The organism is Martelella sp. FLE1502 (genome assembly GCF_053484255.1).
This window is the reverse complement of sequence record NZ_JBAKFQ010000033.1, coordinates 1-26014: the sequence shown is the minus strand read 5'-3', so window position 1 is coordinate 26014 and position 26014 is coordinate 1. Positions and strand designations below refer to the sequence as shown.

Below are 26014 nucleotides of genomic sequence, written 5' to 3'. Positions count from 1 at the left end.
TCGTGCGCTCGCGCGGCGCTCAGCGCTCGCCGCCGTCGTCATTGCCGGCATCGGGATGATCGAAGGACGGGGCGGTTTCGCTTTCGACCGGCGCGGGCGCCGTCTTGCGCATCTGCTTGCGGATCGAGTTCGCCAGTTCGTCGTGGCGCTCCTTCTGCGGGATGATGTGCAGGTCGCGCTGGGGATAGGGAATGGTGATGCCCGCGTCACGGAAGCGCTCGAAGATCGCCACCCTTATATCGTTGCGCACCGAAATGCCGTTGAAGACGTCGGCGAGATAGACTCGCAGCTCGAAATCCAGCGTCGATTCGCCGAACCCCATGAAGATCACCATCGGCTCCGGGTTCTGCAGCACCAGCGGGTGCGAGGTTCCGATATCCATCAGGATGTTCATGACGGTGCGCGGGTCGCTGTCATAGGAAACCCCGACCGCCACCTCGGAGCGCCCCATCTGGTTGTGATGCATCCAGTTGCCGACCGAGGCATTGATCAGCTCTGAATTCGGCACGATGATCGACTGACGCTGAAAGGTCTCGATCTCGGTCGCGCGCACCGAGATGCGCTTGACGAAGCCTTCAGTCGTTCCGGAGACGATCCAGTCGCCCACCTTGAACGGCCGCTCCGCCAAAAGAATGAGACCGGAGACGAAGTTGGAGACGATGGTCTGCAGCCCGAAGCCGATGCCGATCGACAGCGCCGAGGCGACAAGCGCAAGGCTCGAAAGATTGACCCCGGCCGCGGATATCGCCAGCAGACCGGCGAGCACGATGCCGAGATAGCTGATGCCGGTCTTGACCGAATTTCTGACCCCGGAGTCGGCCTTGGAGCGCAACAGCACATTATTGTCGAACCAGCCCTGGAACCAGCGGGTTCCGAGATAACCGCCGATAAACAGCAACACCCCGATCAGGATGCCGCCAAGTGAGATGGTGATCGATCCGACGGTGACGGAGGTCAGATTATTGCCCGCCCAGAGCTTGATCTCCTCCCAGCGCACGCCCCATGACAACAGTATCAGCGGAATGCCGATAAAAAGCGTCGCCGCATAGGTCACCAGTCCGAGCACGAGCGAAATCTGGTCGCTGCGCACACTCGATATGCCGAAGCGGCTGACGAAGTGCTTGCCGTAGCCGGTTCTCGCGAAACCGCCCGGCTGCGACACCGCCTGTCCGAGCAGCATGCCGAGATACATCGTTATCAGCACCCCGCCGGTCAGCACCACCTGATTGGCCGCGAGGCGGGCGAGCGCGACATAGCCGATCAGAGCCGCCAGCACTATGAAAATGCCGACAAGCCGGGTCAAAGCGGCGATGATGGAGGGAAACAGGATCTTGAACGAACGCTTTTGCGCCTTCTTGCCGCCCATCGGCGCGCGCGGCCGTATGAACGACATTGCGATCAGTATCGCGCCGATCAGCACCGAGGTCACGAGGCTTCGCGCGACCTCGAGGCGCAGATCCGCATCGAGCGTATCGTTCAGGACGCCAAGCAGGATATCGATCCAGTTGATCGCGGCAAGCGCGGTGAAGGCCAGCGTCAGGTTGCGCGCCGCCGGATTGCTCACCGGCACCAGTCGCCATTGCGGGCGAAGCGGCGTCAGCACGTTGCGCGAAAGCAGGAACACGAAAATGATGATGGCGGCCGAGACATAGGCCGCGCGCACGAAGCGCTCCACATCCGGCAGGAAGATGTTCAGGCTGATGAACAGGACATAGGAAACGATGAGAAAGGCAAGCAGCGCCAGGCTCGGGATCGCCGTGGTCCAGAAACTTGCCAGAAGCCGAGCCACGTAATCGGGTTCCTGCGCCTCGAAGTCGAGCTTGGTGCGCTCCAGGTAGCGGCTGGAGATGCGATAGGAAAACACCGCCGCCAGCAGCGAAAGCAACATGGCGGCCAGGAAAGGCAGCCGTTTCGCGTTCCAGATATAGTTCAGCCATCCGCCGTAAGACACCCTGAAGGCTGTGATCTCGGCGCTGAGCAGACGGCTGAAATCGGAGGAGAACAGCTGCATCAGGTCGGTGTGGGCAAACAGCTTTTCGGCGAATTGCTCGCGCCTTATGCGACTGATATCGGCGGACGCCTCGTTGGCGGCGGAGCTCAGTTTCTGGGCCTGATCGGACAGCGCATTAATTTCCGAACGCTGGGCCAGAAGCTTGTTGCGCTCGTCCGTGGTGACCGCCGGTTCTGGGGTCTCGCCCGGCCCGGGGGCGGAGCCGAGTTCGGCAAGCTGCGCGCGCACCTCCGTCAGCCGGTCCGAGGTCGCGCTCACCGTCTTGGCAAGTTCGATCTGAAGCTGGTCCACCTCGGTCTGCAGCTTTACAAGCGCATCGGTGCCCGGCGGTTGACCGCTAAGCGCCGTTGTGACCGTCGAGAGCGTCTGCGAAAACCCGCTCAGCCGGTCCTGCATATCCTGTACGAACGGATCGGTTGGCGTCGCGTCCGCCGCCGCGGGGCCGCTTGCCTGCGGCGCACCCGCAGCCGGCGCCGCGGAAGCATCGCTTGCGGGCTGCGTTGCGGCCTGCTGCCCCGTCGCGGGGGTGGCAGCCTGGCCGGTCTCTTGGGCATAAGCGCCCGCCGCCGGCAATGCGAGCGCCAGCGCCAGATACAGAATGCCGAAAATCCCCGCCCTTGCGCCGCCTCGCCACATCAAACCGCTGGCCCTTTCACTTATCCTGCACCGGTGCTCTTGATGAGCAGCGCGTCAATTTCAAGGCAGCGGACCTTGCCGCCGCCCTGTTTCGTCACTTCTGGCCCCAGCCGGTATTTTCCTCGCTCGAAAGATAGACCCGCTCGGCCGGCGTGGAACGACGCTTCAGGATCGCGTTGCGGTGGGGGAACCGGCCGAACTCGGCGATCACATCGCGATGGCTTTCGGCAAAGCGCGAGTATTCGTCATTGCCGAGCGTCTTGAACAGCTCGACCGAGCGTTTCTGATCCTTCAGCTTTTCAGAATGTTCGAATGGCATGTAGAAGAAGGCGCGACGGTCCGCCGGCACCGCCTGGTCCGCGCCGCTGGCGACGGCGAACTTCGCTTCCCTGAGCGCCAGCCGGTCGGTGGCAAAGGCCATCGGCGTCGCGCGGTAGATATTGCGGGGAAACTGGTCGAGAACGATAACGGCGGCAAGCTGCGCCTCGGGGGTCGCGCGCCATGGGCCGGCGATCTTCTGCGCCAGCGCCCGGTGGGTGGAGAAGAACCGGTAGAGGATCGTGCGGTCGAGCGCTGCCACATCGTCGGGCTGGAACCAGTCCTTCGGCGTCAGCTCCTCGAACCAGAATGCAAGCACCTGTTCAGGGGTCGCCGCCTCGTCGATGAATTCGCTCATGTCGCCTCTCCTCGGCTTATGCAGTTCTGCTTGCGCATGACAGACGGGGACGATACATTTTCACATAGCTCCGCTCAAGCAAGACATTTGCGAGACATATATGCCTGAACCAGCCGGATCGCGGCGCGGCGTCACCGTCGTCACATCGTTGATCTTCGTGATCCTCTTGCTGCTGGCGATCCGCGGGGGGGCGGGATTCCTCAAGCCGGTGGCGCTTGCGCTGTTCATCATCGCCGTCACCTGGCCGATCAAGAACGCGCTGCAGAGATTCATGCCGGCGCTGGCGGCGCTGGCGCTTACCGTCATTTCCACGATCGTCGTGTTCGTAATCTTCGCAACGCTGGTGATCTGGGGCTTTTCCCGGGTCGCGGCCTCGTTCGTCGAAGCAGCGTGGCAGCTTCAAGCGGCCTATCAGGACGCCGTCGCCTGGTTCGACGGACAAGGAATTGCGGTTGCAAGCTCGCTGTCGGATGTCTTCAATGTCGGGCTCGTGGTTCGCACTGTCAGGCAAATTACCGGGCAGGCCAGCACCACGCTGAGCTTCTGGCTTGTCGTGCTCGCCTATGTCGTGCTCGGCCTGACGGAGGTTGACAAGCTGCGCAACAAGCTCGACGTGATCAACCAGCCCGGCTTTGCCGCCACGGCTGTGAAGATTGCCCATGAAACGGCCCGCAAATTCGGTCGTTACATGCTGGTGCGCACAGAAATGAGCGCCATCACCGGCCTTCTGTTCTGGGGCGCGGCGACCGTCACCGGGCTCGATTTCCCCATCGAATGGGGCGTGATCGCCTTTGCGCTCAACTATATCCCGTTCATCGGCTCGGTGATCGCCACCGTGTTTCCCTCACTCTATGGCGTCATCCAGTTCGAGCATTGGGAAACGGCGCTGGTGCTGTTTGTCTCGCTCAACCTGATCCAGTTCATCATCGGCAATTATGTCGAGCCGATGGTGTCGGGATCGACGCTTTCGATCTCGCCCTTCGTGGTGGTGTTCTCGATCTTCTTCTGGACCTTCATGTGGGGCCTGTTCGGCACCTTCCTCGGCGTGCCGATCACGATCGCGCTTCTGACGGTGTGCGAAAACATTCCCTCGCTGCACTGGGTCGCCAACATTTTCGGCGGCAAGTCCAGACGAAAAGAGGTGAAGGCTTTGGCTGCGCCGGAAAGCTGATCACCACATGGTTCTGGCGGCGCGCTCCGGCCATTCCCGGTCATAGCTCTCCGCGTCGAAGGCCTCCGCGCTTGCCTGCTTCGTCATCTCGCCCGCACTTGTCAACGAAGCAGGATCGATGAATCGCGCCGGATTCCAAAGTCCCGCGCGAAGCAGCGCCCGCGCGCATTGGAAATAGACGGCGTCGATGGTGACCACGATCACCGAGCGCGGATGTTTGCCGCCGACTTCGAAACTCGCCAGCAGGTCGTCGTCAACGGCAAGTACGGCCGAACCATTGATGCGCAGGGCATTGTTGGAACCGGGCACAATAAAAAGCAGCGCTACGCGCGGGTCGCGCACGATGTTCTGGAGCGAGTCGATGCGGTTATTGCCGCGCCAGTCCGGCAGCATCACCGTTTTTTCGTCAGTGATCCGGACAACCGGTCCTTCGTCCCCGCGCGGTGAACAATCCAGCCCCTCCGGACCGGCTGTCGCAAGCGCCAGAAAGGGCGAGGCTTCGATCCAGCGTCTATAGGCAGGAGTCAACCTTTCAGCCACCTTGGCAATCGAGGCATGGCCAGGATCGCCGTAGCGCTCTCTTAGCTCCTCGATCGTTCCGATCGTCTTCATGCATCACTCCTGTTTCAACGCGGACGCTCCGCCTGGTCGCGGGTCATGCCCTTTTCGGCAAGCTCCGCCTCATAGTCGGCAAACATCCGCGCGCCGTCCTCGCCCAGTTCGCGCAGATAGGTCCAGGTATAGATGCCGCTGTCGTGCATATCATCAAAGCCGATGCGGATCGCGTAATTGCCAGCGGGCGCGACCGTCATGATCTCGACATTGCGCTTGCCCGGCACCGTCACCGCCTGGCCGGGACCATGGCCCTTGACCTCTGCTGAAGGCGACAAAACCCGCAGCATCTCGGCCGGCAGGGCATAACGGGCGCCGTCGTCAAATGTCACGGTCAGGCTTTTGCGGTCTTTCGAGACCCTGATCTCTGTCGGAATCGATGTCAAAACCGGCTCCTTTCGCCACCATTTCACAGAGCTTTGTTTGACACCGGACTTGACGCTTGCCAACCCGAAGAACATCTTCCCGGCAAGGAGATTTTGCGTGAACAGGCATTTCAGCGAGATAGCGGACGAAAAACCCGCGCCTATGATCGACCCCTTCGGGCGCGCGATCACCTATCTGCGCGTCTCGGTGACCGATCGCTGCGATTTCCGCTGCACCTATTGCATGGCCGAAAACATGACCTTCCTGCCAAAACGCGACCTCTTGACGCTGGAAGAACTCGAACGCCTGTGCAACGCCTTCATCGACAAGGGCGTGCGCAAGCTGCGGCTCACCGGCGGCGAGCCGCTGATGCGCAAGAATGTGATGCACCTGATCGAGGCGCTCGGCCGCCGCATCGAGGACGGCGCGCTCGACGAGTTGACGCTGACCACCAACGGCTCCCAGCTTTCGCGCTTTGCCGACGACCTCTATGCCGCCGGCGTGCGCCGTATCAACGTCTCGCTCGACACGCTCGATCCGCAGAAATTCCGCGAAATCACCCGCTGGGGCGATTTTCACAAGGTGATGGCGGGTCTCGAGGCCGCGCGAAAAGCCGGGCTGAAGGTCAAGCTCAACGCGGTGGCGCTTGCCGGCTTCAACGAGGCCGAAATTCCCGACCTGCTACGCTTCGCCCATGGCGAGGGCATGGACCTGACCCTGATCGAGGCGATGCCGCTCGGCGAGGTCGAGACCGATCGCTCCGCGCAGTATCTGCCGCTGTCGAAGGTCCGCCGCGACCTTGAGGAGCGCTTCACGCTGACCGACATCCCGCTCGACACCGGCGGGCCGGCGCGGTTCGTCAGGGTGGAAGAGACCGGCGGCAAGCTCGGCTTCATCACCCCCCTCAGCCACAATTTCTGCGCAAGCTGCAACCGGGTGCGGCTCACCTGCACCGGCATGCTCTATATGTGTCTCGGCCAGGACGACAATGCCGATTTCCGCGCCGTGCTGCGCGACAATCCTGGTAATGAGGCGGCACTCCACCGCGCCATAGACAATGCCATCGCCCGCAAGCCGAAAGAGCATAATTTCGAACTCGACGAAAAAACTTCCCGCGTCGCCGTCGCCCGCCACATGAGCATGACCGGCGGCTGAAAATATAAAGCATCAACGCGTCTTCCCCCAGACTCGGTTCGGCGATATGAACCGAATGATCAAAATATGGGCGAATGATGCGTATTTCCTCAAATCTTTCCGGCGCGCTGTTCATGATCGCGGGCATGGCCAGCTTTTCGATCAACGACGCGATCGTGAAAAAACTCACCGAGGAGATCGGCGTCGGGCAGATAATGTTCTTCCGCGGCCTGATCGTCATGTTCATCGCACTGATCATCGCCTGGCGGGCGGGCGTGTTTTCGCACATGCGGGCCGTGCTGGAGCCGCAGGTTCTGATCCGCAGCGCGTGCGAGCTTGTCGCCGCCATTGCCTATCTTGAAGCGCTGAAGGCGATGCCGCTTGCCAATGCGGCGGCGATCCTGCAATGCCTGCCGCTGGCCGTGACGCTCGGCGCGGCGCTGTTCATGGGCGAACCCGTCGGCTGGCGGCGGTGGAGCGCGATCATCGCCGGCTTCATCGGGGTGATGATCATCATCAAGCCGGGTCCCGCCGGCTTTGAGAGCGGCGCGCTCTACGTCGTGATCGCCATGCTTTTCGCCACCGCCCGCGACCTGCTCACCAAGGCGATCCGCACCGATGTGCCGGCGATCGTGATCACCCTCTCGACCTCCGCCCTGCTGACCATCGGCGGGGCCGGGCTCGGCACCATCGAACAGGACTGGGATCTGATGCGCTGGCCGCTGGTCGGCCTGCTGGTCCTGGCAGCGGGCTTTCTGCTGATCGGCTACCAGTTCATCGTGTTCGCCGTGCGCAAGGCCGATATCTCCTATGTCGCGCCGTTCCGCTATACCGGGCTGTTGTGGTCGACCATCCTCGGCATGATCATGTTTTCGACCTATCCGGGCGTGAACGTGCTGATCGGCGGCGCGATCGTCGTCGGCGCGGGCCTTTATTCATTCTACCGCGAGCGCCAGCGCGGCATCGAGCCGCTCAGCGAAACCACCCAGCCCGGCGGTCCGCAGGGCGGCGGATTGCTGGCACGCGCTGAAGAGGAGGTCTTGCGCGATTGACGAAAGCTCAACGCATCCCGGCCGTCATTCTCGCCGGCGGCGCCTCGCGGCGCATGGGCGAAGACAAGGCGATGCTCGCCTTCGGCGGTGGAACGCTGCTTTCCCATGCCCTCACGCGTATTTCCGCACAGAGCGCACCAGTGGTCATAAGCCGTCATGACGATGACTTGGCGGAGTTCGCAGGCGCTCCCGTCGTTACCGATGGCGGCGGAGAGCACGACGGCCCGCTCTCCGGCATTCTGTCGGCGCTTCGCCATTTCGAGCGCGGCCCCTCCTCGCATATCGCCTCGGTCGCCGTTGACACGCCGTTCTTCCCGACGGACTTCGTCGCCCGGCTAGCCGCTGCCGCCCCTGCCCCCGGTGAAATCATCGCCGCGCGCTCGAACGGCCGCGTTCATCCCGTCTTCGCCCTCTGGCCGGTCGTACTTGCCGATGACCTTGCGGCCTGGCTCGCGGACGGCAACAGAAGACTGATGGGCTTTGTGGAGCGCCATCCCCACCGGTTCGTGGATTTCGAGATGGTCGGCGATAGCGACCCATTCTTCAACATCAACACGCCGGAAGAGCTGGAGCAGGCCCGAAAACGGCTTGGCGCGGCTTAAATCGGCTGTTGCGCCATTCCGCGACCCGGCATAGAGCGTAGGCCGAAACACATGAGGCTGAGGCGATGGCGCGCAAGATCGACGAGAAGAAGCTGGCGAAGGCCTATAACCGGGCACTGGCGCTGGAGAAGGAAGGCAGGCTTGCCGAGGCCGCGGAGGCCTATCGCGAAGTGCTGGCGATCGACCCGGAAGACCATGGCGGCGCTGCGGTGCGCCTTGCCGCCACCGGCTTCGGCGATACGCCGCTGAAGGCTCCGGGCGCCTATGTCGAGACCCTGTTCGACCAGCATGCCGATGATTTCGAGGATATTCTGGTGGAGCAGCTTGGCTATTGCGTGCCGATGACGATCCGCCAGCGGTTTCAGGCGCTTGCGCTCGGCCCGTTCCGGCGGATGCTGGATCTCGGTTGCGGCACCGGCCTCGGCGCGGACGCGCTCAACGACATGGCGGACGACATCACCGGCCTCGATATTTCCGAGAACATGGTCGAGATCGCCTATGAAAAGGGGCTCTATGACACCCTGTTCGTTGCGGAGGTCGAGGAATTCCTCGAGGAAAGCGACGAAACGCCGTTCGATCTGGTGATCGCCGCCGATGTGCTGCCCTATCTCGGCACGCTCGATGCGCTGTTTCAGGGCGCCGCCGCCAACATGGAAACCGGCGGCATCTTGGCCTTTTCCGCCGAGACACTGCCGGAGGACCGGCTGAAGGGCGCCGGCTACGCCGTCGGCCCGCATCACCGCTTCGGCCACAGCCTTGGCTATATCGAGGCCCGGCTCAAGGATGCCGGCTTCGACACGGTCGAGGTCACCGATATCAATGTCCGCATGGAAAATGGTCAGCCCACGCCCGGCTATCTGGTGATCGCCCGGCTTCAGGAGGCGTGACGGCGTCCCGCCCGATAGAACCGCCAGGGCGTATACCAGTGCCAGCGCGGGTCCAGTTCTTCGGGCACCGGGTCGAAGCCGCATGTGCCGCCCGGCCCGCAGCGCCCGACGCGAAACAGCGTGAGAAACCCGCCCGACCAAAGCCCGTGGCGGGCGATCGCCTCATAGCCATATTCCGAACATGTCGGCAGATGCCGGCAGGACTGGCCGATCAGGCTTGAGAATGTGAGCTGGTAGAACCGGATCAGGCCGAGGCCGAGAAGCCGACCCGGCGTTTTCGGAAAGGGTCCGCTGTAATTGCGCGAATGCCGGTTACACATCGCGCCCGGCAGCCTCGGCCAAAGCGGGGCCGCGTTCCAGCGCATCGAGCGCCTTGACGGTCGCCTCGAAGGTCAGCATCACCGAGCCGTGGCGGGCCGGATAATCCTTAACCGGCAAGAGACAGCGCATCTCGGCAAAGCGTCCGTCCGGCCCCTCCCCGCCGTCCTTCAGCATGGCCCGCATCTTGTCCCGGGCATCGCGGATTTCCGCCGGCGTCGCGCCGATGATGGTCTCGGCCATGATCGCCGACGACGCCTGACCAAGCGCGCAGGCCTTCAACTCGTGGGAGAAATCGCTGACGCGGCCATCCGCGAGGTTGAGATAGACCGTCAGCTTCGATCCGCATAGCCGCGAATGCGCCGAGGCCGATGCGTCGGCATCCTCGATAATGCCAAGCCGGGTCACATTGCCGGCATGCTGCAAAATCTTGGCGGAATAGATATCGTCCATCGGTCACCCTGCGGCGCGTCTTATCAATACTTCATTCGGAAGATGGGTTTTCGGCGCTGTCGCAACAAGCCCGCAGCACACGATTGCCAAGGTTCCGATCCGGGTCTATTTAAACCGCCGGAAACGGGAAAAGCCATGCTGAATTTCGAAAAGCCGCCGCAGGACAAGGCCCTGCTCGATGAATCGCGCGCCTTCACCCCGCGCTTCGATGACAACGGTCTCGTCACCGCCGTGGTCACCGACGCGCGCGACAATGCGGTGTTGATGCTCGCCCATATGAATGCCGAGGCGCTGGCGCTGACATTGGAGACCGGCTTTGCCCATTACTACAGCCGCTCGCGCAGGGCGATCTGGAAGAAGGGCGAAACCTCGGGCAATCTTCAGCGCGTCGAAGCCATGCTGGCCGATTGCGACCAGGACGCGGTTCTGATCAAGGTGACCATGACCGGCCACGCCGCCGCCTGCCACACCGGCCGCCGCTCCTGCTTCTACCGCAAGGCCTCGATCGAGGGTGGCAAGGCCGTGCTGACCAGTATCGACGACGACAGGGCGTTTGATCCTAAGGAAGTCTACGGCGGGAAATAGGGACAAGGGAGTAGGAAGTGGCCGGCCAGGTTTTCGCCGCGGCCTCGCAACCCACAATCTCCCCCCCTTGAGGGCAGGGGAATCGCATATGCGAAACAAACGTGGAATCTCAGGCTGCTGACAAAGCACCCAGCTTTGACCATCGTGTGTCATTGACTCTTCGTTCTTGGGTCATGCTCGGACTTGATCCGAGCATCCAGGCGGTTAAGCTGCTGAATTTGCTAAGATATATAACGATCCCTTGCCGGGTGGCCTGGATCCTCGGGTCAAGCCCGAGGATGACCCGGAATGTGGGAGACGTTTGCCAACAAGCTGGAATCTTGGAGCATTTGTTCCTCCTACGATTCCAACCTGTTCCCCCTTCGATTCTCCGGAACCGGCCATATGCAATACCCCTGCCTCCAGGGGAGAGATTATCGGCTGGAAGGCCCGAGAAAGAAGGCGTCCCCTCACCCGGCGATATACGACTTGATGTGCTCGGCCTCCTGCTCCACCTCGCGGATGCGGGATTTCACGACGTCGCCGATCGAGATGATTCCGGCGAGACGGCCGTCGACTTCGACGGGCACGTGGCGGAAATGGCGCTTGGTCATGACTTCCATCAGTTCGTTGACGCTCACGCCCTCGTCGCAGCGATAGACGTTTTCGGTCATTTCCGTCGAAACCGGTTGGGAAAGACATCCCGCGCCGTGCTTGCTGATCGCGCCGACCAGATCGCGCTCGGTGAAAATGCCGACAATGCTGTCATTTTTGCCGACGATCACGACCGCGCCGATGCGGTTTTGATGCAGGATCGTCGCGACTTCCGAAATCGACGTATCGCCCTTCGCGGTCACGACCGCGCGGCCCTTCTCGGCAAGTATCATTCTCACGGTAATGGACATCGAAACCTCCTCGTTTACGGCGCCGATGCGTGTCCGCCTCCGGCCGGCCACGCAAAATCGAATGGTGCATGAGGTTTCAGGCGATTGCAAGGAAACCGTGACCGGCTCAGAAAACCAGGGTGCGCGGCCGCTTGACGTCAAACAGCGGGAAGGTGAGGAAACCGAACAGAAAGCCGCCGATATGGGCCTGCCAGGCGATCTCGCCGGCGCTGACGCCGGCAAAGCCGACGCCGATCGCAAGCAGCAGATTGCCGGCCACCCAGACCAGCACGAAGGCCCGGGCCGTGCGATCGCGAAACACATCGGCGATGGAAAGGCGCGGCCCCAGATGCGCCTGCGGCAGGAATCGGCCGCCGGCGAACACGAAGCGGCAGGCCGCCCCCATATAGGCCGAGACCACGCCGGACGCGCCGATCAACACCGTGACGGCGCCCCAATCGGTGGCGGCGAAGAAGAACGCGGAAGCCGCAGCGCTCGTCACCCACAGGATCAGGAACCGCGCCGCCCCGATGCGTCGGGCGACCGGCGCGCCGAAGATCGCCAGCCAGATGGCGTTGAAAACGATATGCGTCCAGCCGCCATGCAGCAGCGAATAGGTGAGCGGCGACCACAGCCATGCCCAGCCCTGTTGCAAAAGGCTATGGGCATAGCGCACCGGCAGGAACCCGAATTCCTGCCAGATCATCACATTGGTGCGGTAGGAGAGCAGGAATTCCTGCACCAGGAAGATCGCAAACAGCACGGCCAGCGCGCCGATCACCACCGGCGGCAGGTTGATGGCTGGCTCGCGATGCCGGTCATGGTCCATCCGGCCGCCGCCCGTACGCGGTGTTTGCATGGTCGCACTCCTGTTTGCGGTGTGATATCCGATCGGCCGGGACTTTGAAAGCAGGCTTTTTATATGCGTAGTTTCTTAAATAAACCACTCGAACCTCCCGCGGACTTAATGGGATATTAACCCCGATTTGCGCACACTCACCGACAGCCTAGCAATGTGCTTTCCGGGCCGGTATCATCCGGTCACGGAACCGCCAGCAAATATCAACCGCCAGAATTCGCAAGAGTTTTTCGTATGCAGAGACAGGCAACAAGCCGATTCCCCAAGAGCCGGTTTTCAGCGGCCGCGATCCTTCTCGCGGCCTTCACGATTCTGCTGACCGGGTTTGTCCCAGCGCGCGCCGACAGCAATGACGCCGCCATCGTCATCGACGTCAACACCGGCAAGGTGCTTTACGGCGAAAACCCCGATGCGCCGCGGTATCCGGCCTCGCTCACCAAGATGATGACGCTCTACCTGACCTTCGAGGCGCTGGACGACGGCCGCATCACGCTCGACACCCGGGTGCCGTTCTCCAAAAACGCAGCCGCCGAGCCGCCGACCAAGCTCGGGGTTGGCACCGACAATTCGATCAGCGTCGAGACGGCGATCTATTCGCTGGTGACCCGCTCCGCCAATGACGCGGCGACCGCGCTTGGCGAACTCCTCGGCGGTTCGGAAACCAATTTCGCCAAGATGATGACCAACAAGGCGCATTCCCTTGGCATGACGAGAACGACCTACCGGAACGCCCACGGCCTGCCGAACAGCGCGCAGAAGACCACGGCGCGCGACCAGGCCCGTCTCGGCATCGCGCTGCGCCAGCATTTTCCGCAGTACTACAAATATTTCGGCACCCGCAGCTTCAAGTTCGGCAAGACCACGATCGGCAACCACAACCGCCTTCTCGGCAACGTCAAGGGCGTCGACGGCATCAAGACCGGCTACACCAATGCTTCCGGCTTCAACATCGCGACCTCGGCCATTTCCGGCAACCGCTCGATTGTCGCCGTGGTCATGGGCGGCGCGACATCCGCCAGCCGCGACAAGTGGGCGACCCGGCTGATCACCACCTACCTGCCCAAGGCCTCCAATGGCCGCAAGCAGTTCGTGATCGCCCGCACGAAGAGCAGCGGCGGCCCGATCGTCGCAGCCGCCATGGTGTTCCCGAAGACCGGCCCGATCCCCTATGCGCGCCCCACGAGCCAGACCGGCGGCGTCGCGCTCGCCTATGCCAACGACAACACGGCCGCTGCCGCCCCGGCAGTCCTCTCCGGCCCGCAGGCCGACCTGATCGCCAATGTTCCGGTGCCGAGCGCGCGCCGTGCGCCCGACAATGACGATGGTCTGAGCGTCGAGGACATCCTGGAAACCGCTGACGGCGTTGCCGATGCGGTGGGCGAAGCGATCGTTCCGGCCGCCGAGGCTTCGCAGCCCGACACCTCGATCAAGACCGGTTCGGTGCGTGCGTCGCGCGGCTGGGTGGTTCAGGTCGGCACTGCCGCCACGCCGGAGGCCGCCAGGGCCCTTCTCGCCAGCACCAAGGGCAAGGCCGGCGGCGCGCTCGACAGCACCGAGCCCTTCGCGCTCGCCTACAACACCGGCGGCCAGTCGGTCTACCGCGCCCGCTTCGGCGGCTTCTCCGATCAGGAAGAAGCGGTACGCGCCTGCCGCGCGCTGAAGCAGAACGGCGTAAGCTGCTGGGCCAGCCTTCAGTAAACGCCATGAATTAACGGCACACCGCTGCCGTTTCAGGCAATAAAAACGCCGGTCCCGACAACGGGCCGGCGTTTTTCGTAAAGGCTTTTGAAAGGTTTCCACCTTACGCTTGAGAGTAAGGTTTTGGAAAGCAAGAACAGCGAAAGTTCGAATAGCCGCACCTCGCCCCAACGCGCTCCAAACCGCCGGTAAATCCTTGAGTGTCTTGCGTATGAGGATAGACGTGACCAGGAAACAGCGTTTCGGAATGATGTCAGGCCAATCTCTCCCCCTCGATCGCCGCGGCGGCCTCAACCCGCTGCAGGAAGCCGCCCAGAAGCTCGCCGACTACGCGCGTTTCCAGGGGCGCTACAAGGCCCGCGAACTGGTCGGCCTGTTGTCCAGCCAGAGCGAACGCGCCGCCCGTTCGATCGCGCCCGCGGTGAAGATCCATATCTATATCGCCGGCGATGCGACCGGCAGGATGCCCGTCAATCTAAGGCTGCGATAAAACAAAAAGGCCGCGCCGGGCGCGACCTCTTTTCACGAAGTACGATCCGAAAAGGCGGCCCGACGGCCGCCTTTTGCCGTTACATCTTGACGGCGGAGATCTGAACCTCGACGCGGCGGTTCTGGGCGCGGCCTTCCGGCGTCGCGTTCGAGGCGACGGGGTTGGACGGGCCGAAGCCGACGGCGGAAATTCGGTTGCCGCCGACGCCGGACTGGATCAGGTAATTCGCCACGCTGTTGGCGCGCTCCTGAGACAGACGCTGGTTATATTCGAGCGAGCCGGTCGAATCGGTGTAGCCGTTGACGTTGACCGCGGTCCGGTCATATTTGCGCAGCACCGTCGAAACCGCATTCAGCGTCGAGTAGAAGTTCGGCAGGATCGAGTACTCGTCGGTCGGGAAGGTAACGTTGCCCGGCATGATGAGCGTCAGCATGTCGCCGTTGCGGACAACGGAAACGCCGGTGCCGGCGAGTGCCTGACGGAATTCCCGCTCCTGATTGTCCATATAGGCGCCGATGCCACCGCCGGCGATTGCGCCGAGCGCGCCGCCGATCGCGGCCCCCTTGGCGTCGCCGCCCACGGCAAGGCCCGCCAGCGCGCCGAGCGCGCCGCCGGCGAGCGCGCCGGTTCCGGTGTTGTTGTTGACGGTCTGGCCCGAATACGGGTCCGTCGTCGTGCAGCCGGCAAGAAAGGCAAGGCCTACGGCTGCGATCGTGATCTTCTTCAGCATGGTGTCCCTCAGAGTTGAAAGCTTCGCCAACGTTGAAGCCGTTTCTTTGCGGCAATCATATGGCGCGAATGTGCGGCTTCTCGCAGGCAATCCCACAATCAGCCGCAGCTGTTGTCAAGATAGTGCAGCCGGCTCAATTGGCCATGGGCGCCGCGGTGACCGGCGCGGCGGCCGTGGCGCCCGCTGCTGCCGGCGGCGCGATCCGCACTTCGACGCGGCGGTTCTTGGCGCGGCCATCGGCGGTGTCGTTGCTCGCCACCGGATCGGCCTTGCCGTAACCCACGGGAAGAATGCGCTGGGGGCTGATGCCGCGCTGGATGAAGGCGCCGGCGACCGCATTGGCGCGCTGCTGCGACAGTTTCAGGTTATAGGCATCAGAGCCGGTGGAATCGGTATAGCCGTTCACGTCGATATCGGTGGCGCTGTATTTGCGCAGCAGGGCGGCCGCGGTATCGAGCGCGGGAATGAATTCGGGAACGATATCGTATTTGTCGGTCTCGAAGGTGATCGAGGACGGGAAGATCAGCGCGATATATTTCGGCGTCCGGATGATCGTCACGCCGGTATCCTTGAGCTGGTCGCGGAAGGCCTGCTCCTGGCTGTCCATGTAGGCGCCCGGATCGGAGACGGAAATATTCGTCACCGAGACTTCCTGCGGCGCGACGTCCTCGCCGCCTGTCGACGCGCATCCGGCAAGCAGCAGCGTGCCCGAAAGAGCAATAGCGATGGTCCTGATCATGGTGTTCCCCTCTGTTCTCGAAATGCCGGCGCTTCCGGCCGGTCTCCATAACAACAGCATGGCGGATGATTCCGCAAGCAGCGCCTGACGATTTCCCGGCGGCGCTAGAGCGTCGGGCGAAAAAAGTGGAATCCGGTTTTTCGTTAACCCGACGCGTCAAAATAAAGAATCTAGAGCATCGGGCAACGCCAATTAATCGCCCGATGCTCTAGTGATGCCCGAGCAATGTCGCGTCGTGCATCTCCGCGTTCAGACGGCGCTCCTCATCGACCTTCGGTTTCGAGAACCGGGCAAGGATCAGATAGGCGACCGGCGTGATATAGAGCGTCACGATGGTGGCGAAGCCGAGCCCGCCGACGATCACCCAGCCGAGCGCGATGCGCGCCTCCGCGCCCGCACCCGACGCCAGCACCAGCGGGATGCCCCCGAGCACTGTCGAGATCATCGTCATCATCACTGGCCTCAGACGCAGAAGCGTCGCATGCTCGATCGCGTCGCGCACCCCCTCGCCCCTGTCACGAAGCTGGTTGGCGAACTCGACGATCAGAATGCCGTTCTTGGCCATCACCCCGATCAAAAGCACGAGCCCGATCTGGGAATAGATGTTGAGGCTGGTGCCGGTCAGAAGCATCGCGATCACCGCGCAGCCGATGCCGAACGGCACGGTCGCCAGAATGATCAGCGCGCTCCAGACGCTTTCGAACTGGGCCGACAGCACCAGGAACACGATGATGATCGCGAAGCCGAACACCATGGTCATCCCCGAGGCGTTCTCATCGAGCGCGGCGGCTTCCGCCTGTGCCTCGACATGGGCGCCGGGGGGCAGAAGCGGTTCCGCGATCTCGACAAGCCGCTGATAGGCCTCGCCCAGCGCGACGCCTTCCCCGAGGCTGGATGACAGTGAAACCGAAGGCTGCTGATTTTCGCGCTCCAGCGTCGGCGCGATCGATTTTTCCTCCAGCGTGGCGATGGTGGACAGCGGCACGATCCGGCCGTCGCCCGCCTTCAGGAATATATTCCTGAGGTCGGTCGGGTCATCGACCTTGCGGGTGTCAGAGCGAAGCTGCACGTCATAGGATTCGCCGTCGATGAACACTTCGCCGACCGAGCGTCCGTCGAGCAGCGCCGTCAGAGCCTGCGACAATCCGGCGATATCGATGCCGAGGTCGTCGGCCCTGCGCCGGTCGAGGGTGAGGGCAAGCTGCGCCTGCGAGGCGTCATTGCTCAGCCGCGGGGCGGAAAACATCGGGTCGGCTTCCATCGCGGCCACGATTTCGGACGCTGCAACGGCGAGCTTCTCATGCGTGGAACCGACCAGCGCGACGCTGAGCCCGTTGCCGCCGCCCCTGATATTGAGCGAATTGGGCTGGAAGGCGAAGGCGCGCACCGCCGGAATCTGACCGGCGGCCATGTTGACATCGCCGGCGATCGCGCTCTGCACCCGTTCGCGTTCGCCCCAGGGGGCGAGCGTCATCACCATGAAGCCGCTATTGGTGTTGCTGCCGAAGCCGGAGATCGAGAACACGCTTTCGATCTCGCCGCTGTCGAGCAGCGGCTGCAGGCGCTCTTCCACCTGCTGGATGCGGTCGCGGGTATAATCGAGGCTGACGCCCTCTGGCGCGGAAACCCGCATCATCAGCATCGAGCGGTCCTCGCTCGGCAGCAGTTCGTTGGTGATGTTGGCATAGGCGAGATAGGCGCCGAACATCAGCAACGCGCCGAAAGAGAGCACGACCAGCGGGGCGGACAGCGCGAAGCGCAGCGTATGCGCATAGAAGCGGTTGAAGCCGTTGCCGAGACGCGTCGCAAGCCCGGGCTTGCCCTCCTTGTGCTGGACCAGAATGCGCGAAGCCAGCATAGGGCATAGCGTCAACGCCACAAAGGACGACAGCATCACCGCGAAGGCGAGCACGAAGCCGAATTCGCGGAACAGGCCGCCCGCCTGTCCCGGCAGGAAGGAGAGCGGCACGAACACGGCGGCAAGGGTGGCCGTGGTGGTGATCACCGCGAAGAAGACCTGGCGGGTGCCGAGCACGGCCGCCGCACGCGGGCCCATGCCGAGCGCGCGCAGGCGCACGATATTTTCCAGCACCACGATCGCGTCGTCGACCACCATGCCGGTGGCGAGCACGATTGCGAGCAGGGTCAGGATATTGACCGAGAAGCCGGCGAGATAGATCGCGGCGAGCGTGCCGACGAGCGCCACCGGCAGCGTGATCGCCGGAATGATGGTCGCCCGCCAGTCGCGCAGGAACAGGAAGATGATCGCCACCACGATCAGCGCGGCAAGGGTCAGCGAGCGGACCACTTCCTCGATCGAGCCCGAAATGAACACCGCGTCGTCGCTCGAAACCTTGATCGTGGTGCCTTCCGGCAGATTTGGCCGGAGCTCCTCGATGACCCTGTGCACGCCCTCCGATATCTCCAGCGTGTTGGATTTGGCCTGGCGCACAATGCCGAGACCGATGCCCGGCTGGCCATTGTAGCGCAGCGCGGTCGCAGCCGTATCCGGGCCGAAGACGACGGTCGCCACATCCCCGAGGCGGACATTGTCGGCGACCTTCAGATCGGCGAATTGTTCCGGCGTGGTGATATCCGCCGTCGCACGCACGCCGAGGGCCTGGGTGGTGCTGGTGAGCGAGCCGGCCGGCACGTCCCACGACATGTCGGAAAGCGCATTGGCGAGATCGGCAACCGTCAGACCGCGACTGGCGAGTGCGGCCTGATTGATGTCGATGCGGAAGATCTTTTCCCGGTCACCATAGACCGCGACATCGGCCACGCCTTGCACGGCGGCAAGCCTGTCCTCGATATTGTCTTCGACATATTTGGTCAGGTCATCGATATCGAGCGTCGAGGAGGTGACCGCCAGCCGCAAGATCGGCTGCGCGTCCGAATCCGCCTTGACGATGCGCGGCTCGTCGGCGTCATCAGGCAACTGCCCCTCGACCCGGCCGACCGCGTCGCGCACATCCATAGAGGCGACGTTGATATCGGTATCCTTGCTGAATTCCAGCGTCACGCGGCTCGACCCGGTCTGCGACTGCGACGACATCGACTTCAGCCCGGAAACGCGCGCCACCGCGCCTTCGATGACATCGGTCACCTCGCGGTCAACGGTTTCCGGCGAGGCGCCGGTGAAGGTGGTGCGCACGGTGATCACCGGCTGGTCGACATCCGGCAGTTCGCGCACCTCGACGCCGAAATAGGCGGCAAGGCCGGCGACCACGATCAGCGCGTTGAACACCAGCGCCATGATCGGCCGCCGCACGAAAATCGCGGTGAAGCCATGCTCGGTCGCGTGCTCGACAGCGCTCTCCTCGATCTCGTCGCGCTTGTCGGCGGGCGGGGTCTCCTCGCTCATGACGACGCCTCCGCGTTCGCCTGACGCACAGCGCCGCCCTCGCGCAGGCGCTGGATACCCTCGATGATCACGGGATCGCCCTCTTCCAGCGCGGCATCGACCAGCACCAGATCGGGGTCGCGCTGGATCACCCGGACGCGGACCTTGTGCGACGCGCCATCGACGATGTGCCAGACATAGGCGCCGCCGGAATCCCACTGGATCGCAAGCGGATCGACGCCGGGATATTCATCGCCCGGAAACCGCATGGTGACATCGAAGGACATGCCGGCCCTGAGCGCATCATTGTCGTTGTCGAGGCGCGCGCGCACGGTGAAGGTGCGGCTTGCCGCGTCGATCCGGTTGTCGACCGCCTCGACCACGCCGTCAAAGCGCTTCTGGGGGGCGGCGACCAGACTGGCCTCGACCGGCGCGCCGGGCGTAACGGCGGTGGCGAAGCGCTCCGGCACATCGAAATCGACGAGGATCGCCGAGCGATCATCAATGGTGACGATCTCCGAAGAGGTGGTGACATAATCGCCGACATTGACGCCGACGATGCCGGCGACGCCCGAAATCGGCGCGACGATCTGCCGGCGGGCGAGATTGAGTTCCGCCGTCTCGAGATCGAGTTGCGCGGATTTTTCGGCGATCTCGGCGTTGTAGACTTCGAGATTGGAGATCGAGGAGCTGATCTTGCGGTTGATCTCGGCCTGCCGGGCGGCGCTTTCGAGCGCGACCTCGGCCAGATTGCGCGCCAGAACCTGCTCGCGATCATCGAGCTGAACGATGACGTCGCCCTTCTCCACCCTGTCGCCGGAGGATATGCTGATCTCCGTGATCGTGCCGGCCTGTTCCGGCAGCAGGGTCACCGACTGGATCGCGGCACCACTGCCGATCGCCATCAGTTCGTCGTTGACCGTGCCCATCCTCACCGGCGCGGTAACGACCTGAACGGCGCCGCCGAAACCGCCCCCCCGTCCGCCGGACGGGGCGCTGGCCGTCTCGTTATTGCCGGCAATGCCCATCGAGGCCAAGAGTTCGCGGCCATCCGGCGCGAAATAGAGCCAGGCCGCGGCCCCGACTGCCAGAACGCCGAGACTGACGGCAAGCTGTTGATAAAGACGCATTCATGACCTCGGACTGGCAACTTGGGCGGGATTACTGAAATCGAAGTATCGTCATCGTTCCCGCCTCCGCAAGTCGCCAGATCAAACCTCACCAAATTGTAATGTTACCTCCGTCTGGCGGCGCATAATCGGTGGCCGGTATTGCCGGGGATGTGCTTTTTTTGTTCTCATTTCCCGCGCCGCCTTCACCTTTGCCATGCAAGCCACTAGATTGACCTCATGAATCAAGGTGACGACAATATTCCGTTTTTCGACGAAGACGACGCGCCGCAGCCCGCAGCGCCCGCCCGCTCCGGCCTTGCCGCACGAGCGATGGCCGCGCGCCGCGCGCCGGATGCGCCCGATTATCTCTCCGGCCTCAACCCCGAGCAGCGCGATGCCGTGGAGACCACGGAGGGGCCGCTTCTGGTGCTTGCCGGGGCCGGTACCGGCAAGACCCGGGTGCTGACCACCCGCATCGCCCATATCCTCGCCTCGGGCAGAGCCTATCCCAGCCAGATCCTCGCCGTCACCTTCACCAACAAGGCCGCGCGCGAGATGAAGGAACGGATCGGCGCGCTGGTGGGCGGCGCGGTCGAGGGCATGCCCTGGCTCGGCACGTTTCACTCGATCGGCGTCAAGCTTCTGCGCCGCCATGCCGAGCTTGCCGGGCTGCGCTCCGACTTCACCATTCTCGATACAGACGACGTGCTCAGGCTGCTCAAACAGTTGATCCAGGCCGAGGGGCTGGACGACAAGCGCTGGCCGGCCCGCCAGTTCGCCGGCATGATCGACAACTGGAAGAACAAGGGGCTGACGCCGAAGACAATTGCCGAAGGCGACGCCCGCGCCTTTGCAAACGGTCGCGGCCGCGAACTCTATCAGGCCTATCAGGACCGACTGAAGACGCTCAACGCCTGCGATTTCGGCGATCTTCTGCTGCACCCGATCGAGCTGTTCCGCCAGCACCCGGATATCCTCAAGGAATACCACAGGCGTTTCCGCTACATTCTGGTGGACGAGTATCAGGACACCAACACGGCGCAATATATGTGGCTGCGGCTGCTCGCCCAGCGCCCGGCCGGCGACGAAGGCCCGATCAACATCTGCTGCGTGGGCGATGACGACCAGTCGATCTATGGCTGGCGCGGGGCGGAGGTCGACAATATCCTGCGTTTCGAGAAGGATTTCCGCGGCGCCAAAGTGATCCGGCTGGAGCGCAATTACCGCTCCACCGCGCATATTCTCGGTGCCGCCGGCAATCTGATCGCCCACAACGAAGGTCGTCTCGGCAAGACGCTGTTCACCGAGCGCACTGATCCCGACGACAGCAAGGTGCAGGTCCATGCCGCCTGGGATTCCGAGGAGGAAGCCCGCGCCGTCGGCGAGGAGATCGAGCAGTACCAGAAAAAGGGCGAAGCGCTGAACGACATGGCGATCCTGGTGCGCGCCTCTTTCCAGATGCGCGAATTCGAGGACCGGTTTGTCACGCTGGGGCTCAACTACCGCGTCATCGGCGGCCCGCGCTTCTATGAGCGCCTCGAAATCCGCGACGCCATGGCGTTTTTCCGCCTCACCTGCCAGCCGGCGGACGATCTGGCGCTGGAGCGGATCATCAACACGCCGAAGCGCGGTCTCGGCGATGCCAGCGTCCGCAAGGTCCACGACTATGCCCGCGCCCGCAACATTCCGATGCTGGCGGCCGCGCGCGAGCTGATCGACACCGACGAGCTGAAGCCGAAACCGCGCAAGGCGCTGTTCGACGTCGTCACCCAGTTCGACCGCTGGCAGGACCTGTTGGAAACCACGCCCCATACCGAGCTTGCCGAGCAGATCCTCGAAGAGAGCGGCTATACCGAGATGTGGCAGAACGACCGGTCGGCGGAAGCGCCGGGCCGGCTCGAAAACCTCAAGGAGCTGATCCGCTCCATGGAAGGCTTCGAGAGCATGCGCGGCTTCCTCGAGCATGTCTCGCTGGTGATGGATGCCGACAACAACGAGGACCTCGACGCCGTCTCGATCATGACGCTGCATTCGGCCAAGGGTCTGGAGTTCAAGACCGTGTTCCTGCCGGGCTGGGAAGAAGGCCTGTTTCCGCACCAGCGCGCGCTCGACGAGAGCGGCCGGGCGGGGCTGGAGGAAGAGCGACGGCTGGCCTATGTCGGCATCACCCGCGCCAAGCGGCACTGCCATATCTGGTTCGTGTCCAACCGCCGCATTCACGGGCTGTGGCAGTCCACCATGCCGTCGCGGTTTCTTGATGAGCTGCCTGAGGCCCATGTCGAGGTCGGCGAGACCGAGGTGTCCTATGGCGGCTACGGCCAGTCGCGCTTCGACCGGGCCGAGCCGTTTTCCAACACCTATGCCACGCCCGGCTGGAAACGCGCGCAGGGCAACCGTTCCGACGCCACCCGCGACAATTGGGGCACCCGCTCCGGCCACGCGGTGGAGCGGATCGGCTACGGCGAAAGCGGCCCGCGCGGACGCACCATCGAGGGCGAACTGGTGGCGCGCTCGACCGGCGAGGAGGCTTCCGTCTACGCCATCGGCGACCGCGTCTTCCACATGAAGTTCGGCAATGGCAACATCACGTCGATCGAAGGCAACAAGCTGACCATCGATTTCGACAAGGCCGGACGCAAGCGCGTGCTGGACGGGTTCGTGAAGCCGGTCTGATCGTTCAAAGGAGTGCGATGCGCTCAGTGCAGCCGGGAGCCGTTCGGGACGGGCTTGTCGACGGCCGCAAGCACGACCGCGCCGTCCTCATCGGCAAAGCCCAGCGTCAGCACTTCCGAGCGCACCGGGCCGATCTGGCGCGGCGGGAAGTTGACCACCGCCATGACCTGACGGCCCACCAGTGTTTCCAGCGTATAATGCACGGTGATCTGGGCCGAGGACTTCTTGACGCCGATATCCGGCCCGAAATCGATCTTCAGCTTGTAGGCAGGCTTGCGCGCCTCGGGAAAGGCTTCGGCCTCAACGATTGTGCCGATGCGGATGTCGACCTTCAGGAAATCATCGAATGTAATCTCGTCGCCCATTTCCGCGCCCTCCGATCAGCCGGCCAGTTCCTGCGAGCGCTTGCGCGCGGCTTCCAGCGCGCGGTCGAACACCGGCTGCAAACCGTCTTCGGCCATGAGCTGCTCCAGCGCCGCCGCCGTGGTGCCGCCCGGCGAGGTGACGTTCTTGCGCAGCGTGCCCGCATCGTCGTCAGAGGCGTCCATCAGCGCGCCCGCACCGGTCACCGTGCCGCGGGCAAGCCGCATGGCGAGATCGGGATCGAGCCCCAGCTTGCGCCCCGCTTCGGCCATGCATTCGACAAGGTAGAAGGCATAGGCCGGACCGCTGCCGGACAACGCGGTAACGGCGTCGATATCGGCTTCCTTCTCCACCCACTCGACCTTGCCCACTGCCGAGAGCAGCGTGTCGGCAACGGCCCTGCCCGCCGCGTCGACCTTGTCATTGCCGAATGCGCCGATCATGCCGCGGCCGATCATCGCCGGCGTGTTGGGAATGGTGCGCACGATCGGCAGCGCGCCGAGGCGCTCCTCGAAATAGCCGAGCGTCTTGCCGGCGGCGACCGAGATCACCAGCGTGTCCTCATCGATCATGGGCTTGACCGTATCGAGCACCGCATACATCACCTGCGGCTTGACCGCGAGCACGAGGATTTTCGCCTTGACCGCATCGGAAGCCGCGACCGCGTGGCGGATGCCGCTTCTGTCGAGCAGGCTCTTGATGTTGTTGGAGGGGTTCGGATCGATGACCGTGATCGCCTCGCGCCTCAACCCGCCGGCGACCCAGCCGGACAGCATCGCACCGCCCATATTGCCGGCCCCGACCAGCGCCACGCCATCGATTTCCGCCAGTTCCGTCATATCAGGCCTCTCCGACCGTCTCGAACAGCACCGCCTTCATGGCGTCATCGGCGGACATGCCGGACCAGACGACGAACTGGAAGGCCTGGAAGTAATTCTCGCAGGCGTCGAGCCCGCTGGAAAGCGTGCCCTCGACCTGCTGGTTCGTGGGCTCGGCGCCGCCGGCCAGAAGCAGCGACTGGCGATAGACCACGACATTCTCATGCGCCCAGAAATCGAAATGACCCATCAGCACCTGCGCGTTGACCCGCGACAGCAGCCTGACGACCTCGTTGACCCGGTGCTCGGGCACGCGCAGGTCGAAGGCGCAGGCCAGATGCAGCGCCTCGTAATGGCTCATCCAGGAAAACGAGACGTGGTAATCCGCCCAGCGGCCGCCGACCGTCATGGCGATCTCGTCCTCGCCGGAACGCTCGAACGTCCACTCATTCGTGGCGGCCACGAATTCGATCATGTCGACCGGATTGTTCAGTCGTTCGATTTCCAGCAAACCCAGGCTCATAAACCACCTTCTCAGCGCGGGGCCGCCGGTCCTCCGTCAGTGCGGATCGACAGCGGGGCCTCCTGCCTCAATTTCGAATCATCTATTAAAATCAGTGTATAATGCGATTTCATCAACACCAGCCCCCAGCGGCGGGCTTTCGCGATCCGAGTCCTTTCGAGGCTCTGAAAATGATTCAGGGCGACCACCTAACTGACTCTGCGACCTGCATTTTTTCACCATGTCCACAGGCCTGATTTTTTTTGGTGAAATCCGGGTTTGAGCCCGGTCGAAGGATGAGTTTGAAGCGCGGAAACGAAAAAAGCGGGCCGATTGTACGGACCCGCCTTCAAAATTCAGATTTTCTGAGGGTGGGAGGCAGCTTATCTGCCCGAGGTCCGCTTGATGACGAAGCCTGCCCTATTCTCCGCCGTCATCCTCGGCCCTGTGCCGAGGATCTAAGCACGTATCAACACGAGGAGCGTCTCGGGCAAAAAGTGAACTCGAACACAGCCTCTTCCGGAACGCCAGCGCTGCTCGTGCAGAAAAGTGGTTAGATCCTCGGGTCAAGCCCACTGCTGTCCGGTTTAACTTTCATTGTCGAAAAGAGACATCTGCGGGGTATTGATTGGTGGTGGCTTGTTTGGTTTTTTCAGGGCTTCGATCGGTCTTCTATGCATGAGATTGATACGGACGAGGCGGGCGAATGCGAGCGGTTGGGTGATCGCGCTCTGGCAGGCTTGCGCGGCGCGCAGGACGAGATAGGCGATGAGCGCCACGAATATCTGGATGCGCACGGCGTTTTCCGAAGCGCCGAGGAAATGGCGGATCTTTAGGTTCTGTTTGATCCATTTGAAGAACAGCTCGATCTGCCAGCGCTGTTTGTAGAGGTCGGCAATCTCTTCGGCCGGAGCATCGAGATCATTGGTGACAAGCCTGATGGTCTTGCCGGTGTCGATCTCCACGACGATCTCGCGGACGGGATCGGTGAAGGGATTGCGGCGCGTCCGGGCCATGCGTTTTGGCAGCCTTCCGATCCTGTCGGAAACGACCGGGGAACCGCGGGACGGAGACTGTTCGGCGGTGACGTCGATCATGGTATTGGTCTTCAGGCGGGTGACGAACCGTGCGCCGGCCTGATCGATCTCGGCCCACCATGCGAAATCATAATAAGCCAGATCAAAGACATAGGTCATGCCCGGCACGATCGGGGCCTTCTTCGCCGGGGTGATGTCGTTGGTCTTCTGGCCGCTTGTGGATGCGGTGACAGGCAGGCTTTCATGCGGGTCATAGTTCACATGCAGCTTGATGGCCCGATGGG

25 protein-coding genes are annotated in these 26014 nt (G+C 63.0%); 9 read left to right on the top strand and 16 right to left on the bottom strand.

Annotated features, from left to right (window positions below; genetic code table 11):
* Nucleotides 1–19: 19 nt before the first annotated feature.
* Both V6767_RS20565 and V6767_RS20560 read right to left on the bottom strand, forming a co-directional pair.
* Nucleotides 20–2647, bottom strand: a complete 2628-nt coding sequence (locus V6767_RS20565) for a mechanosensitive ion channel domain-containing protein (RefSeq protein ID WP_448475174.1) — start codon at nt 2645–2647, stop codon at nt 20–22.
* A gap of 94 nt (nt 2648–2741) precedes the next feature.
* On the bottom strand, nt 2742–3323 hold the full coding sequence (locus V6767_RS20560; RefSeq protein WP_448475173.1) for a DUF924 family protein: 582 nt from the start codon (nt 3321–3323) through the stop codon (nt 2742–2744).
* A gap of 100 nt (nt 3324–3423) precedes the next feature.
* On the opposite strand from V6767_RS20560, the gene V6767_RS20555 reads away from it, so the two are divergent.
* On the top strand, nt 3424–4494 hold the full coding sequence (locus tag V6767_RS20555) for an AI-2E family transporter (RefSeq protein WP_448475172.1): 1071 nt from the start codon (nt 3424–3426) through the stop codon (nt 4492–4494).
* On the opposite strand, the gene V6767_RS20550 is transcribed toward V6767_RS20555, so the two are convergent.
* Nucleotides 4495–5106 (bottom strand): pyridoxamine 5'-phosphate oxidase family protein, encoded by a 612-nt coding sequence (locus V6767_RS20550; RefSeq protein WP_448475171.1) that lies wholly within the window; start codon nt 5104–5106, stop codon nt 4495–4497.
* Nucleotides 5107–5120: 14 nt separating this feature from the next.
* Nucleotides 5121–5492 (bottom strand): gamma-butyrobetaine hydroxylase-like domain-containing protein, encoded by a 372-nt coding sequence (locus V6767_RS20545; protein ID WP_448475170.1) that lies wholly within the window; start codon nt 5490–5492, stop codon nt 5121–5123.
* Nucleotides 5493–5634: 142 nt separating this feature from the next.
* Between V6767_RS20545 and moaA the strand changes: the two genes are divergently transcribed.
* The 4 genes from moaA to V6767_RS20525 all read left to right on the top strand — a co-directional run bounded on the left by moaA (nt 5635) and on the right by V6767_RS20525 (nt 9147).
* Entirely contained in the window at nt 5635–6627 is a 993-nt protein-coding gene (moaA, locus tag V6767_RS20540; protein WP_448475185.1) for a GTP 3',8-cyclase MoaA, read from the top strand.
* 77 nt (nt 6628–6704) lie between these two features.
* Nucleotides 6705–7658, top strand: coding sequence for a DMT family transporter (locus tag V6767_RS20535; protein ID WP_448475169.1), 954 nt, complete (start codon nt 6705–6707; stop codon nt 7656–7658).
* Nucleotides 7655–8260, top strand: a complete 606-nt coding sequence (gene mobA / locus V6767_RS20530; protein ID WP_448475168.1) for a molybdenum cofactor guanylyltransferase MobA — start codon at nt 7655–7657, stop codon at nt 8258–8260. The genes V6767_RS20535 and mobA overlap by 4 nt, the downstream gene beginning before the upstream one ends.
* A 65-nt stretch (nt 8261–8325) precedes the next feature.
* A complete protein-coding gene (locus tag V6767_RS20525) occupies nt 8326–9147 on the top strand; it encodes a methyltransferase domain-containing protein (protein WP_448475167.1) in 822 nt (273 codons plus the stop codon).
* Here the strand turns inward: V6767_RS20525 and yidD are convergent.
* Both yidD and V6767_RS20515 read right to left on the bottom strand, forming a co-directional pair.
* Entirely contained in the window at nt 9135–9467 is a 333-nt protein-coding gene (gene yidD, locus V6767_RS20520) for a membrane protein insertion efficiency factor YidD (protein ID WP_448475166.1), read from the bottom strand. The two genes, V6767_RS20525 and yidD, sit on opposite strands and share 13 nt — an antisense overlap.
* Nucleotides 9460–9918, bottom strand: coding sequence for an iron-sulfur cluster assembly scaffold protein (locus tag V6767_RS20515; RefSeq protein WP_448475165.1), 459 nt, complete (start codon nt 9916–9918; stop codon nt 9460–9462). Before V6767_RS20515 ends, yidD begins: the two co-directional genes overlap by 8 nt.
* A gap of 135 nt (nt 9919–10053) precedes the next feature.
* On the opposite strand from V6767_RS20515, the gene hisI reads away from it, so the two are divergent.
* Nucleotides 10054–10503, top strand: coding sequence for a phosphoribosyl-AMP cyclohydrolase (gene hisI / locus V6767_RS20510; RefSeq protein WP_448475164.1), 450 nt, complete (start codon nt 10054–10056; stop codon nt 10501–10503).
* A gap of 449 nt (nt 10504–10952) precedes the next feature.
* Here hisI and V6767_RS20505 read toward each other — a convergent pair whose 3' ends face one another.
* Both V6767_RS20505 and V6767_RS20500 read right to left on the bottom strand, forming a co-directional pair.
* Nucleotides 10953–11387: a CBS domain-containing protein gene (locus V6767_RS20505; RefSeq protein WP_230722463.1), complete on the bottom strand. Its 435-nt coding sequence runs from the start codon at nt 11385–11387 to the stop codon at nt 10953–10955.
* A 106-nt stretch (nt 11388–11493) separates the two neighbouring features.
* Nucleotides 11494–12225, bottom strand: coding sequence for a rhomboid family intramembrane serine protease (locus V6767_RS20500; RefSeq protein ID WP_448475163.1), 732 nt, complete (start codon nt 12223–12225; stop codon nt 11494–11496).
* 234 nt (nt 12226–12459) lie between these two features.
* Between V6767_RS20500 and V6767_RS20495 the strand changes: the two genes are divergently transcribed.
* Together V6767_RS20495 and V6767_RS20490 are read left to right on the top strand one after the other, a co-directional pair.
* Nucleotides 12460–13923 (top strand): D-alanyl-D-alanine carboxypeptidase, encoded by a 1464-nt coding sequence (locus tag V6767_RS20495; protein WP_448475162.1) that lies wholly within the window; start codon nt 12460–12462, stop codon nt 13921–13923.
* Nucleotides 13924–14170: 247 nt separating this feature from the next.
* Nucleotides 14171–14413, top strand: a complete 243-nt coding sequence (locus V6767_RS20490; RefSeq protein WP_448475161.1) for a hypothetical protein — start codon at nt 14171–14173, stop codon at nt 14411–14413.
* Between the two features lie 79 nt (nt 14414–14492).
* Here V6767_RS20490 and V6767_RS20485 read toward each other — a convergent pair whose 3' ends face one another.
* The 4 genes from V6767_RS20485 to V6767_RS20470 all read right to left on the bottom strand — a co-directional run bounded on the left by V6767_RS20485 (nt 14493) and on the right by V6767_RS20470 (nt 20355).
* The gene (locus V6767_RS20485) at nt 14493–15143 is read right to left on the bottom strand and encodes an OmpA family protein (protein WP_347442657.1); all 651 of its coding nucleotides are present in this window, start codon (nt 15141–15143) and stop codon (nt 14493–14495) included.
* A 133-nt stretch (nt 15144–15276) separates the two neighbouring features.
* Complete coding sequence (locus tag V6767_RS20480) at nt 15277–15882, bottom strand: OmpA family protein (protein ID WP_448427366.1); 606 nt, start codon at nt 15880–15882, stop codon at nt 15277–15279.
* A gap of 208 nt (nt 15883–16090) precedes the next feature.
* Entirely contained in the window at nt 16091–19246 is a 3156-nt protein-coding gene (locus V6767_RS20475; protein WP_448475160.1) for an efflux RND transporter permease subunit, read from the bottom strand.
* The gene (locus V6767_RS20470; protein WP_448475159.1) at nt 19243–20355 is read right to left on the bottom strand and encodes an efflux RND transporter periplasmic adaptor subunit; all 1113 of its coding nucleotides are present in this window, start codon (nt 20353–20355) and stop codon (nt 19243–19245) included. The genes V6767_RS20475 and V6767_RS20470 overlap by 4 nt, the downstream gene beginning before the upstream one ends.
* Before the next feature lie 219 nt (nt 20356–20574).
* On the opposite strand from V6767_RS20470, the gene V6767_RS20465 reads away from it, so the two are divergent.
* A complete protein-coding gene (locus tag V6767_RS20465; protein ID WP_448475158.1) occupies nt 20575–23010 on the top strand; it encodes an ATP-dependent helicase in 2436 nt (811 codons plus the stop codon).
* A gap of 23 nt (nt 23011–23033) precedes the next feature.
* On the opposite strand, the gene V6767_RS20460 is transcribed toward V6767_RS20465, so the two are convergent.
* From V6767_RS20460 to V6767_RS20445, 4 genes are all read right to left on the bottom strand, one after another.
* Complete coding sequence (locus tag V6767_RS20460) at nt 23034–23375, bottom strand: tRNA-binding protein (RefSeq protein WP_448475157.1); 342 nt, start codon at nt 23373–23375, stop codon at nt 23034–23036.
* Between the two features lie 15 nt (nt 23376–23390).
* Complete coding sequence (gene proC / locus V6767_RS20455) at nt 23391–24212, bottom strand: pyrroline-5-carboxylate reductase (RefSeq protein ID WP_448475156.1); 822 nt, start codon at nt 24210–24212, stop codon at nt 23391–23393.
* Nucleotide 24213: 1 nt separating this feature from the next.
* Entirely contained in the window at nt 24214–24714 is a 501-nt protein-coding gene (locus V6767_RS20450) for a YbjN domain-containing protein (RefSeq protein WP_448475155.1), read from the bottom strand.
* A 566-nt stretch (nt 24715–25280) separates the two neighbouring features.
* The coding region (locus V6767_RS20445) for an IS4 family transposase (protein ID WP_448475154.1) at nt 25281–26014 on the bottom strand (734 nt) is incomplete at its 5' end.